This is a genomic window from Streptococcus oralis (genome assembly GCF_015561235.1).
In the GTDB taxonomy this organism is placed as follows: Bacteria; Bacillota; Bacilli; order Lactobacillales; family Streptococcaceae; genus Streptococcus; species Streptococcus oralis_BK.
The window spans coordinates 54,186-65,964 of record NZ_JADMTC010000001.1; the positions used below are offsets into that span (position 1 = coordinate 54,186).

Genomic DNA, 11,779 nt, shown 5'->3' on the forward strand with positions numbered 1-11,779 from the left:
ATATAGAAAATAGATAAGTTTTGATATCATCTTTTTCTTGATAGTCGAGTCATAATAAAGTTAAGATATTGTGGACTTATTTTGAAACAACTCAATTTTATCATTGCAGTAAGTGATTAAATTTTTTGCTTTTTCAAAATGATATCCTTTTTCGGATACAAACTTTACTTTCTTCTCATCAAAATAATAGCCTGTCAAACCAGTGACTTCTTCTGATAAGGTGAGGTAGTAGCCTGTTTTAATTCCCTCGTCTAAATTCTTAGAGAGTGACTTCATCAAGCGGCCAAAGAGAGACTTTTTCGTTTTTTCATCACTGGAATCGTTCCCCAAATTGGTTGAAATCAAACCTGGATGGTAAGAATTGATGGTGATGTTTGAACCTCTTAAGAAGAACTCTCTGGCTAGATAGCGTGTCATCCAAATAGTGTAAAGTTTAGAATTATTATAGGCCAATCCGAGATTATAATTGTTCTCAAATCCAAAGTCTAAATCCTTGACCTTGGCAAAATGATGCATATAGGAGGAGGTATTAATGATACGACCGTCAGGCGCTTTTTCTAACAAGGGGCTTAGCTCAATTGTTAACATATAGGGAATGAGAACGGATAACATAAAAGTCAATTCGACATTTTCAGTACTCACTTTTCGTTCTTTTCCTCCATAAAGTCCTGCATTATTAAACAAGACATCGATACTTTGAAAGTCTCGCTTGATTTCTTCCACAAATCGATAAACATCGTCTAATTTTGAAAAATCCGCAAGGTAGCTAGAAACTCTGCCTCTCAAGGAAACTGCTCGAACCTCTTGAAGAGCCAGCTCAAGTTTTTGAGGGTTTCGACCATGAAGAATGACATGATGACCTTGGCTGGCCAGTTTCTTTGCCAAATGTTTACCGATACCGTCAGTAGCACCTGTTATTAGAATGGTTTTGACCATATTAGTCCTCCAAGAAAGCAATGAGTTCTTTTGAAAACTCCTCTGCATATTGGAAGATCGAACCGTGCCCTGCATTTGGATAGATAATCAGCTTACTATTTTCGATTTTCTCATGCATGTCATAGGAATTTTCCGTTGGAACCTGCATATCCTTGTCCCCGTTAACGATTAAGGTTGGTTGAGTGATAAATGTTAGGTCGTCTTGAGGATCTTTCCCCCAACGTTTAATAGCTTTGAGTTGAGTTAGGAAACCTGATACGTTCATGTCTTTATCCGCAAATTCCTTTGTTCTCATACCCATTCGTCCTAGGACTTTCAAAGCTTCGATTTTCCCTTGTTCATCATGATTATAGAAGATATAGCGTTTAGGATCGATGCGCTCGAGTCCCGCTTTAAACATATAGTTAAAGGTTTTCCCTGTTACCTTATCGACCTCTTTTCCACCTCGAGGACCTGTTCCAGCCAAGATTAAACGATTGACTAGAGTAGGATTTATTCGGATGATTTCTTGGGCAATCATTCCTCCCATAGAAAGGCCGAGGAGATTGATTTTATCGTAACCAAGCGCTTTTACAAAGTCAATTGTCTGCTCAGCCATTCCAGGAATGGTTGGCGCCACTTGGCCTTGACTGGCTCCAACACCAGGAAGATTGACTACAATGACATGGTGTTTTTCAGCAATCAAGTTTAATAGTCTTGGATCCCAGTTATCGAGAGTTGCTGCCAAATGGACCAGCATCAGAAGAGGTAGTTTTGATTTGCTTTTGCTGAGTTCGCGATAGGCGATTTGGTTTTCTTGGACAGTGATGTATTGATTTTTAGTTGTAAGATATGACATTGTGTTTTCCATTTTTATTTCTTAAAGCTGAGGACTGTTTTTCCACGCGAGCGACCATTAGCGACTTTGTCTAATGCACTATTTACTTCTTCAAATGGATAAACTGTATCGATAGAGGGTTTGATTTTTAATTTACTAAAGAGGTCAGCTACTTCTTGTAATTGAGCGCCGTTGCTTTCTACAAAGATAAAATGGTATTGGACACCGTATTTTTTCGCCATCTTATCAAATTTGCGACCGGCTAAGCTAAGAATAATCTGTTTCCATTTTGGTAGATTCATGCGTTTGGCAAAAGCACCGTTTGGCATGGCACGAAGGGACACAAGGTGACCACCTTTTTCATAATAGACATTTGTTTTTCAGTTTCAGCCCCACCAAGAGTATCGAGAACATAATCAACCTGGCTAACAGTTTTTGTATAATCCTCTGTTTTGTAATCGATAAATCGGTCTGCTCCTAGCTTTAAAACTCGCTCAGCACTATCTCCAGCACCATTAGTGATGACTTTCAAACATTTGGCCTTGGCGATCGGAATGGCCATCCCACCAACTCCTCCAGTACCACCAGAGATAAAGATCGTTTTCCCAGCTTGAGCGCCCATGAGTTCCAAGGCTTGCATAATGGTTAAGGCAGTAAGAGGAACAGCAGCGGCTTCCTCGTCTGAGAGATAGTCTGGAACCTTGGCTAAAGCTTGGCTATCAACAGCTAGGTATTCTGCAAAGGCACCAATATGGTCAAGCGGTAAACGACCAAAGACACGGTCTCCTACCTGAAATTTGTCAACTTGCTTGCCAATTCTTTCAACGATTCCAACGAATTCATTACCTGCAGTTTGAGGAAGTTTGTAAGGGACAATCATCTTGACCTCGCCACGAGAGATCATGTTATCTAGCGGATTAACACCAGCTGCAGATACTTTAACCAAAACTTCTTTGTCTGTCATACTTGGTTTAGCGATTTCTATGATGTTCAGTGTGATATTGTTTTTATTATAAGTAGTGTGTTGAGCGACTTTCATGTGATTTCTCTTTTCTTTTTTAATATAATTCAATAGACTTGTATTTGATACAAGTTCATGTTGTCTCCAGTAAAAACTGACTTGCTATCAAATCAGTTTCGGACTTGTTTGGCTTGTTTATATAGATTGTCAATGACATCTTCTAAAGTTTGATTTGCTAATTCCTTCTCTAATTGAGATTCGGCACTAGCGAAAAGCGGTGAAACTGCTCCTTGGATATGTTTTCCAACAGGGCAATCAGGATTGCTATTTTGATGAACAGGGAATAAACTAATGTGATTGATTTCTTGAGTAGCATAGTAGATCTCTAGTAAAGTCATTTTCTTTGGAGACTTACTGAGTTGATAACCTGTTTTTCCTTGCTGGGAATGAATCAAATCTGCATTTTTCAATAAGGCAATCACCTTTCGAATGTAACTAGCGTTGGTCCCGACGCTCTCAGCCAGTGCTTGTGAACTTAAGGTATCCTTGCTTTCACTAATCATGGTTAGGATGTGCAAGGCTACTGAAAATTTCGTATCCATATAAACTCCTTTAGATAACTTGTATCTGATACAAGAACAAGTATAGCACAAATAAAAAGAAAAGCAAGACTTTTGTTTTAAATTAAAAAAAATTTTTTGAAGAGTGTCATCAGATTAGAGATGTTTGGTAAGAAAGTTCATAATCAAATGGGAGGATAAACTTGTTTTAAAGAAACAGAATCTCCCCTCTCTGCTTGATTAAACATATCTTAGTTTGTGCCTAGTAAACTTTGTTTCATAATCTAATTATATGTTATTTCATTCCGTTTTTTTGTTCTTTTCAAAGCGTTATGAGGACTTGAAACTTATTTTATAATTTTTAATTAGTAAAATGTTGAATTATAGTGAGTATTGTGTCACAATAGATAGTATATAAATCATTAATAGAATAGAAATAATACTTTCTTACCTTTACAAGTAGTATTGGTTACACATTTTTTCGTCTCAATTGTACTTATCTCTCAAGTTTAGTTAATTTTTATTAGCTTTGTTTTCGAATCAATAAAACAATTTTTAGAAGTGCATAAGACAAGATGGTGACATTACTACAGTCATTTCTAGTCACCATATGTTGCTGGCACAGGCTGTTTGTAGTGTTGGCTATTTACTAGTCAGTTTAATCGGAGTGTTTATTTTTTATTGTTGAAAGGTTTTTATATGGAAAAAATTCTATCTTTAGGTCTGACAGGTAGGAAATTACTTGCTCAGGGTTTCTTATTTGTTCTGCTAGGTCTTATCTTGATGGTTACGGGGACTTGGTTGCCAGTAACGGTTATTCGACTGGTTCTGTTTTTAGCTTGGATAGCAACGGTCTTAGATTTAGTATTACGTATTTTCAAAAAAAGTCAGTCAACGGACACCTTGGGAGTTGCACTGGTTAAATTGTTAGTGCTGGGATATTTGCTTGGCTCCAATTTTGCGACGGATGTGCCGATTTATATTTTGGCTCTTGTGATTGGAGTTTATCAGATTTTTCATGCTACTATCAACCTTGTCACCTATGTTCTCTACCGCAAAAACAAAATTCGACCTCGTTTTCGTCTCTTACTAGATGGACTCGTACTAGTTTTTCTTGGTGGGACTAGTCTTTTGTCCTCTACAGGAAATTCTGTCTTTCAACTCTTTGTATTAGGGGCTTATTTTTTCCTTTATGGTGTGTCCAATATCCGTGACGGTTTCTTGTTTGAGGAGGAAATTGGGAAAAACCATCTCAAACGTCGCATTAGAATTAGCTTACCTATTGTCCTAGCCGCTCTCATCCCTGCAAGAACTTTAGCAAAAATCAACAAATTCATGCTGGAAAATGCTGATGAGGAAGAAGATATCCATCTTGGAATGGTGAAGTCTGGTAAGACAGCGGAGCTTGAAATTTTTGTTCATACAGCTGAGACCTCTCTGTTTTCGGCAATTGGTCATGTGGATATCTGCTATCAAGGCCGTGTTATTTCTTATGGCAACTATGATCCGTCTTCTGAGACCTTATTTGGCATGGTAGGAGATGGTGTCTTATATTTCTGTGATCGTGACAAGTACATTGACCTATGTAAACGTGAGAGTCAAAAAACGCTTTTTGGTTATGGGATATATTTGACGCCTGAAATGGAAAAAGCAGTTCAGAAAAAGTTGGCTGAATTGAAACAACTGACAATTCCATGGGAGCCAAGTGCAGATAAAATCATGACAGGTGATGGTAAGGAAGACTACACCTACGCTTATAAAATCAGACACGAGACAGATGGGGAACTTTATAAATTTATCAAATCTAAGTTTAAATCCTACTTTGTCTTATCTACAAACTGTGTGCTCTTGGCTGATACCATAGTCGGTCAGGCTGGCACCGATATCCTCTCACCCAAAGGATTTATCGCTCCAGGAACTTACCAAGCCTACCTTGATCGAGAGTTTGAAAAACCAAATAGTATAGTCGTATCTAAACATGTTTATTAAGGAGAATTTATGAACTTAGTTAAAAAATATACTCCGTTAATCCTTTTTATAGGGCTGGTTGCTCTTGTAATTCTGAATGCATCGAGCTTTATATCAGGAGCAATCTCTCTCTTTGATGTAATATCAACCTTGATTTATGGTGCTGTTATTGCTTTTGTGCTTAATGTTCCTATGAAAAAAATTGAACAGTATTTAGTTAAATTGAAGGTAAAGGCAGAGTTGCGTCGTCCGATTGCCATGGTACTTGTTTTCCTAGCTCTTATCTTAATCGTGATTGCTCTTTTGGTTTTGGTGCTGCCAACCCTAGCTCAGACTATTAGTCAGCTGGGAACAGTCCTTTCAACAGTCCTGACTCAACTTAGGAAATTGCTAGACAGCTCGGAATTTGTAACCAAAGACATGCTGTCAACTATCGTATCAGGAATTCAGGGACAGTCTAGCTCTATTAGTCAAGCTTTGATAACCTTCTTATCCGGTCTGACTAGTAATATAGGAAATATTTTTTCAAGTATAATGAATGCCTTTCTGATTATAGTATTTACCTTTTCATTTTTATCCAGTAAGGAACATCTGGCAGCGATGACGAGTCGACTTCTAAAAGTTATATTTCCAGAGAAAGTGGTGACAAAGTTAACTTGCATTGGACAAGTAGCACTAGAGACTTATGACCAATTTTTGATGAGTCAGCTGATTGAAGCAGTCATCATAGGAGTTATGATAGCGGTTGGTTACAGCGTGTTTGGGATACCCTATGGAGTAATGACAGGTATCTTTGCAGGAGTGCTATCGTTCATTCCTTATGTAGGGCCTATGATTGCTTGTGTTGTGGGAGCGATTTTTATCTTCACAGTGAGTCCTACTCAAGCCTTACTTTCTCTTCTTCTATATCAAATCATACAACTGATTGAGGGAAATCTTATCTATCCCAAAGTTGTGGGTCAATCTATTGGCTTACCAGCCCTTTTCACGCTTGCGGCTGCTAGTATCGGAGGGAATCTTTTCGGACTACTTGGAATGATATTCTTTACCCCCGTATTTGCTGTTATCTATCGACTGGTTAAAGAATTTGTCGTTGCAAAGGAAAATCAGGTAGATTAAGAAAAACTAAATTTAATAAGATATACTGAGAAGAGAGTGAGAGATTCTCTTCTCTTTTATTTTTAAATACTTTTCTACAAAAAGCTATTAGACGTTAAAAAAAGCCTTGGTTTCAAGGCTTATTTCTGTTGATTTAGATGTGCCCCCTGCAGGGCTCGAACCTGCGACCCATAGATTAAGAGTCTACTGCTCTACCAACTGATCTAAGAAGGCAAATAAAAAGCTGAGAATGTAACTTCCCAGCTTTTTTAATATGCCCAAAATGGCAGCTAGATTATTTACGAAAGGCATCAAGGATATAGGTGAAACCAACAATTAAAAATGCAAAGGCAACGACATAAACGACAAAGACACTTGTAGCTACTGGATTGAACAAAATCACTAGACCTAGTAAAAATGCAAGCAACGCTATCCACATGATATGGTTGCCAATAATAGGGAAAATCAATCCCAGACGATTGCCTTTAAAGAAAGCTATAATGGCTTCTACAATTAACCAAATTCCTAAAATAGTTGGAATGACAACTGGCAGCGTCACAAAGCCATAGGCAACGAGGTAAAGAGCTAAGAGAAGATTAACAATCCCTTGGAAAAGATGAGCTGGTGAGCGAAGCTCTTTTGGTACAGAGAAATAGCCTAAAATAGCTGCTATAGAAGAAACCAGTAAACCAAATGCAATCCACCAGCTGTAAGCAACAAGATTAGCTGCTGGGTTTGTAAATAGGAAAAGTCCTAAAAGGACAAAAACAACTCCTGCAAGGAATAGCAGTAAACGATTAGAAAATTTCATTTCAATACCCCCTATATAGTATAGTATAGTTTGATAATAAAAATATTATACACCTTTTTAGAGGAAATGTCAATAAACAAAATGGAAAATTTGGAAGTTTCAGTCTGATTTATGAAAAGAAAATCAGTTTTTATTATTTTGAAAATAAAAAGAGAAGATAAAATTTGTCTTCTCTACATGAAAATATTGTATGGCATCAAAGCAAAAGTAACTGGCTTTACACTATTTGTAAAGATGTAATTTGATTCAAAAAGAAAAGATAGATTTAAAAGTGGGGCAAATGATGAGGCAAATCAGTTATAGACAAGCAAAAAAGCCTTATAAATCAAGGCTTTTTCCTGTTGATTTAGATGCCCCCTGCAGGGCTCGAACCTGCGACCCATAGATTAAGAGTCTACTGCTCTACCAACTGAGCTAAGAAGGCAAATAAAAAGCTGTATTGGTGCCGAAACTTCACGGTTTGTATTGAACCCGCGCAATTAAGCAGGTGGGCAACTCGCTCTAACTGAAGCTGTTTCCGTGTGAGACGGCCTACATGCTGTTAGAAGACTTTTGTTTCCCTAAAAATACAAAAAATAGTCGGTCAACACTTAAGTGTGAAGTCGTACACCACAGCGTTTCTATATTTATATGATACCACTTTTTTAAAAAAATTCAAGAGGAAAATTTATTTTTTTGAAAAGGATTTCACAAGTTCCGTAATTTATCAATGGTTTCCTTGCGTTGCGCCAAGGCCCGTTCGTACTTGCCAGTATCTTCTGGAGTGAAGTAGTGCTGGTCTTTGATTTTTTCTGGCAGATAGTCTTGCTTGACCCAGTTTCCAGGATAGTTGTGTGGATAGAGATAGTCTTGCGCATTCCCTAGTTCCTTGCTTCCACTGTAATGACCATCACGTAGATGTCGTGGAATAGGCAAATGCCCGGATGTTTTGAGATCAGCAAGAGCCTTGTCCATAGCCACATAGGCTGAGTTGGACTTGGGAGAAAGGGCCAAATCAATGACGACATTGGCAATGAGAATGCGAGCTTCTGGGAAACCAATCCTTTGTGCGGCATCTAGAGCAGTTACGGTATGGATCTGCGCTTCAGGATTGGCCAAACCAATATCCTCATAGGCAATCACAGTCAAACGACGGGCGAGGCTAGGCAGATCCCCAGCTTCAATCAAGCGGGCTGCGTAATGAAGACTGGCATCCACATCTGAGCCGCGGATGGATTTTTGAAGGGCAGAAAGGACATCATAGTGCCCATCCCCATCCTTGTCCATGGTAATGTAACTCCTCTGCAAGCTATTTTCCATGATATCAAGCGTGATATGGCGGATGCCCTTGTTATTCTCAGAGGTAGAGAGAACAGCCAAATCTAGTGAATTAAAGGCAGAACGCAGGTCTCCATTGGTAGAGGTTGCGATGAAATCCAGCGCATCCCCATCTAGCTCAACTGGGAAGTCAAAACCGCGCTCAGGATTAGTGAGAGCGATCTGAATCGCTTCTTTGACGTCTTGGTTAGACAGAGGTTCCAGTTCAAAAATCTGAACCCGGCTACGGATGGCAGGAGTGACAGAAAAGAAGGGATTTTCAGTCGTTGCGCCAATCATGATAACCAGACCACTTTCCAAAAGTGGCAGAAGAAAGTCTTGCTTGGTCTTATCAAGACGATGAATCTCGTCCAGTAACAGAACTAATCCTCCAGAGAATTTAGCCTCTTCAGCGATTTCTTGGAGTCGCTTTTTACTATCCACTGTCGCGTTAAAGGTCCGAAAGGCATACTTGGTCGTTCCAGCGATGGCAGAGGCGATACTGGTCTTGCCGATTCCTGGAGGTCCATAGAGAATCATGGAGGACAGACGATTGGCTTCCACCATGCGACGGATAATTTTTCCAGGTCCGACCAGATGCTCCTGACCGATGACCTGGTCGATGGTTTTTGGGCGCATGCGAAGCGCGAGATTGTCTGGCATAGCAGTCCTTTCTAACATGGATTTTCTGATGTATATGTGGTAAGATGGTAGTATCTATTTTAGCATATTTCCGAGCAATCGGGGCGATTTAAGAGTCGCATAGAAAGAGGATAAAATGGCAACATACGGATTTTTAGATGTTTTAGAGGAAGAATTGGACAAGAACTTTCCTTTTGACTTTGAGATTAGCTGGGACAAGCGCAACCATGCGGTTGAAGTGAGTTTTCTCTTGGAAGCACAAAATGCTGCGGGAGTAGAGATGCTAGACGAGGACGGAGAGGTGTCATCAGACGATATCCTCTTTGAGGAAGCAGTTCTTTTCTACAATCCTGCCAAGTCAACAGTCAATGAGGAAGACTATTTGACAGTTATCCCTTATCTACCCAAGAAAGGTTTCTCTCGCGAGTTTTTAGCTTATTTTGCGCTATTCCTCAAAGACACTGCCGAGGTTGGGCTGGATGCGCTCATGGACTTTTTGGAAGACCCAGAAGCAGAAGAGTTCGTCATGGAATGGAACCAAGAAGTCTTTGAAGAAGGAAAAGTTGGCTTGGAAGAGGGAGAATTTTATCCTTATCCGAGGTATTAGAAACTAACGAGGAAGTATATGAAGAAAATAGGTTTGTCTTTTATCTCTGGTCTTTCCTTTGTTTTTTTGATGCTAGGATTTGCTTTTGGAACAATTGCCTTTAAAGAGTTAGATTTTTCGTTTGTCTTTGTTCCAGGCTACCTATTTACTTTTTCCAGCATCTATCTGATATTTATCCTTCATGAGCTAGGTCATGCATTTTGCGGTTACCTGACAGGCTATCGCCTGGTGGCTTTTGGATTAGGAAACTTTCTTTTGACAAAAAAGTCAGGCAAGTTTCATCTTAGCCGGACAGCCGTTCTGAAAAATGTTGGTGCTCAGTATATTGGATTGAAGGAAGATGAAAGTGATCAAAGAATTATCTTGATGCTTGCAGGTGGCTTGATGCTTCATCTTGGTTTGATTTTATTGGCGATATTGTATGGAATTTTGACAGCTAACTGGTATTTTGCAGCTACTTGGATTTGTCTAAATCTATCTTTTCTTCTCATCAATGCTAAGCCAGTTGGGATTACCGATGGAGCAAAAATCTGGGAATTGCTACAACAGCCTGAAAATACCAAATACGCCTACTCAGTGTTGAGACATTCTGCCCAGACCTTGCTAGCTCCTCAAGAATATGATTTGAAAGACTTTATCATTCCTGTTGCTGAGGATGCGAAAGGGAGTTATGCAGAAAGCATTCAGATTTTTCAGGGACTAGTTTTCATATTCGATAGTCAGATAGAGACTGCCAAAAAACACTTTCAGTTTTTATTACATAAAACAGACAATCCGATGTCTCAAACTCTTTCTCAATTATACCTTCTTCAAATTGCCTTGCTGGAAGGAGATCATGAGAAAGCGGAGGAGTATGCAAGCAATCGAGGAGTCAAGTCCTTCTTATCTCTAAAAATGACAGATACGCAGATAATGCAAGCCTGGTATCAATTTCTGGTAAAGAAAGATATGGATCAGACTGACAAGGCTATAAAAATTGCTAGAAAAAACATGGTGACCAGCCGTTTGGTGCGGGATGAGAAACGTTATTATGAAAGCTGGTTAGCAGAGTTGGAGAAAGAATTAGCTGAAGGAGTTTGATATGGAAATAGAAATTTCTGATTTCACAGGTTGCAAAATTGCCCTCTTTTGTGAGGATAGGATTTTAACTATCTTACGCGATGACAAGCCCAGCATTCCTTGGCCCAATATGTGGGAGTTACCAGGTGGTGGCCGTGAGGGGAATGAAAGTCCTTTTGAGTGCGCGGCGCGTGAAGTTTACGAAGAACTAGGAATTCATCTGACTGAGGATTGTCTGCTTTGGAGTAAGGTTTACCCAAGTATGCTTTTTGAGGGAAAAGAATCCGTCTTTCTAGTTGGCAAGTTAAGGCAGGAACAGTTTGATAGTATCGTCTTTGGCGATGAGGGACAGGGCTACAAACTGATGAGTATTGAGGAGTTTCTTAGCTCAGATAAGGTTGTGCCCCAGTTGCAGGACAGGGTGAGGGATTATTTGGAGGAGAATTATGATAACACTTGAGAGATCAAGGGCGGAAGATTTAGAAACGATTATTGCCATTCAAAGAGCCAGTTTTAAGGCGGTTTATGAGAAATACCAAGATGAGTATGATCCTTATCTGGAGGACCGCGAACGAATCAAGTGGAAACTGGTAGAACGTCCTAATAGCTATTATTACTTTGTGAAAGAAGATGAAGAAAAGATTGGTTTTTTACGAATTCAGACCAATGAAGAGTTGACGGAGGCTTGGTTGGGAACGGCAGCGATTTTACCCCAGTATCAAGGAAAAGGTTATGGTTCTGAGGGATTGAGATTGCTGGAAAAGGAATTTTCGACTATTAAACAGTGGGATTTGTGTACGGTATTACAGGATGCGGGCATGGTCGCTTTTTATGAGAAAAATGGCTACTGCCAAACCCATATCGAACCTGAAAAAGAAGGTATGGATATGGTCTACATGAAAAAAATGATTGACAAATAGAAAGGATGGTTCGGTTACATTTCTAAACTGAACCCGCCCTAAACACTGTGCCAAAAAGATAAACTTCTCATAGACACAAGCGTCTTCAGAGAGTTTCCTATTTT

Annotated in this window: 11 protein-coding genes, 2 tRNA genes and 1 pseudogene; 6 read left to right on the forward strand and 8 right to left on the reverse strand. The window is 39.3% G+C overall.

What is annotated here, in order from left to right; genetic code table 11:
- Positions 1 to 60 precede the first annotated feature (60 nt).
- The 4 genes and pseudogenes from I2H52_RS00375 to I2H52_RS00390 all read right to left on the reverse strand — a co-directional run bounded on the left by I2H52_RS00375 (position 61) and on the right by I2H52_RS00390 (position 3,316).
- Positions 61 to 936, reverse strand: a complete 876-nt coding sequence (locus I2H52_RS00375) for an SDR family NAD(P)-dependent oxidoreductase (RefSeq protein ID WP_042768732.1) — start codon at positions 934 to 936, stop codon at positions 61 to 63.
- 1 nt (position 937) lies between these two features.
- Positions 938 to 1,774, reverse strand: coding sequence for an alpha/beta fold hydrolase (locus tag I2H52_RS00380; RefSeq protein WP_042768777.1), 837 nt, complete (start codon positions 1,772 to 1,774; stop codon positions 938 to 940).
- 14 nt (positions 1,775 to 1,788) lie between these two features.
- A pseudogene (locus tag I2H52_RS00385) lies at positions 1,789 to 2,792 on the reverse strand (NADP-dependent oxidoreductase).
- 92 nt (positions 2,793 to 2,884) lie between these two features.
- Complete coding sequence (locus I2H52_RS00390; protein WP_033584335.1) at positions 2,885 to 3,316, reverse strand: Rrf2 family transcriptional regulator; 432 nt, start codon at positions 3,314 to 3,316, stop codon at positions 2,885 to 2,887.
- Between the two features lie 657 nt (positions 3,317 to 3,973).
- On the opposite strand from I2H52_RS00390, the gene I2H52_RS00395 reads away from it, so the two are divergent.
- Both I2H52_RS00395 and I2H52_RS00400 read left to right on the forward strand, forming a co-directional pair.
- On the forward strand, positions 3,974 to 5,263 hold the full coding sequence (locus I2H52_RS00395; RefSeq protein ID WP_042768538.1) for a membrane protein: 1,290 nt from the start codon (positions 3,974 to 3,976) through the stop codon (positions 5,261 to 5,263).
- 9 nt (positions 5,264 to 5,272) lie between these two features.
- Positions 5,273 to 6,361: an AI-2E family transporter gene (locus I2H52_RS00400; RefSeq protein ID WP_042768539.1), complete on the forward strand. Its 1,089-nt coding sequence runs from the start codon at positions 5,273 to 5,275 to the stop codon at positions 6,359 to 6,361.
- Positions 6,362 to 6,501: 140 nt separating this feature from the next.
- Here I2H52_RS00400 and I2H52_RS00405 read toward each other — a convergent pair.
- The 4 genes from I2H52_RS00405 to I2H52_RS00420 all read right to left on the reverse strand — a co-directional run bounded on the left by I2H52_RS00405 (position 6,502) and on the right by I2H52_RS00420 (position 9,110).
- Positions 6,502 to 6,574: transfer RNA gene (locus I2H52_RS00405), tRNA-Lys, on the reverse strand.
- A gap of 61 nt (positions 6,575 to 6,635) precedes the next feature.
- Positions 6,636 to 7,151: a DUF308 domain-containing protein gene (locus tag I2H52_RS00410; RefSeq protein ID WP_195593645.1), complete on the reverse strand. Its 516-nt coding sequence runs from the start codon at positions 7,149 to 7,151 to the stop codon at positions 6,636 to 6,638.
- A gap of 351 nt (positions 7,152 to 7,502) precedes the next feature.
- Positions 7,503 to 7,575 (reverse strand) — tRNA-Lys (locus tag I2H52_RS00415).
- Between the two features lie 263 nt (positions 7,576 to 7,838).
- The gene (locus I2H52_RS00420) at positions 7,839 to 9,110 is read right to left on the reverse strand and encodes a replication-associated recombination protein A (RefSeq protein ID WP_084859501.1); all 1,272 of its coding nucleotides are present in this window, start codon (positions 9,108 to 9,110) and stop codon (positions 7,839 to 7,841) included.
- A gap of 115 nt (positions 9,111 to 9,225) precedes the next feature.
- Here I2H52_RS00420 and I2H52_RS00425 point away from each other — a divergent pair, with 115 nt between their 5' ends.
- Genes I2H52_RS00425 through I2H52_RS00440 form a run of 4 tightly spaced genes read left to right on the forward strand, consistent with a single transcriptional unit; the run spans position 9,226 to position 11,675 of the window.
- On the forward strand, positions 9,226 to 9,696 hold the full coding sequence (locus I2H52_RS00425) for a DUF3013 family protein (protein ID WP_049505623.1): 471 nt from the start codon (positions 9,226 to 9,228) through the stop codon (positions 9,694 to 9,696).
- A gap of 18 nt (positions 9,697 to 9,714) precedes the next feature.
- Positions 9,715 to 10,776, forward strand: coding sequence for a site-2 protease family protein (locus I2H52_RS00430; protein WP_195593646.1), 1,062 nt, complete (start codon positions 9,715 to 9,717; stop codon positions 10,774 to 10,776).
- Between the two features lies 1 nt (position 10,777).
- Positions 10,778 to 11,215, forward strand: coding sequence for an NUDIX hydrolase (locus tag I2H52_RS00435; protein WP_000401983.1), 438 nt, complete (start codon positions 10,778 to 10,780; stop codon positions 11,213 to 11,215).
- Positions 11,202 to 11,675, forward strand: coding sequence for a GNAT family N-acetyltransferase (locus I2H52_RS00440; protein ID WP_084859498.1), 474 nt, complete (start codon positions 11,202 to 11,204; stop codon positions 11,673 to 11,675). Before I2H52_RS00435 ends, I2H52_RS00440 begins: the two co-directional genes overlap by 14 nt.
- Positions 11,676 to 11,779 lie beyond the last annotated feature (104 nt).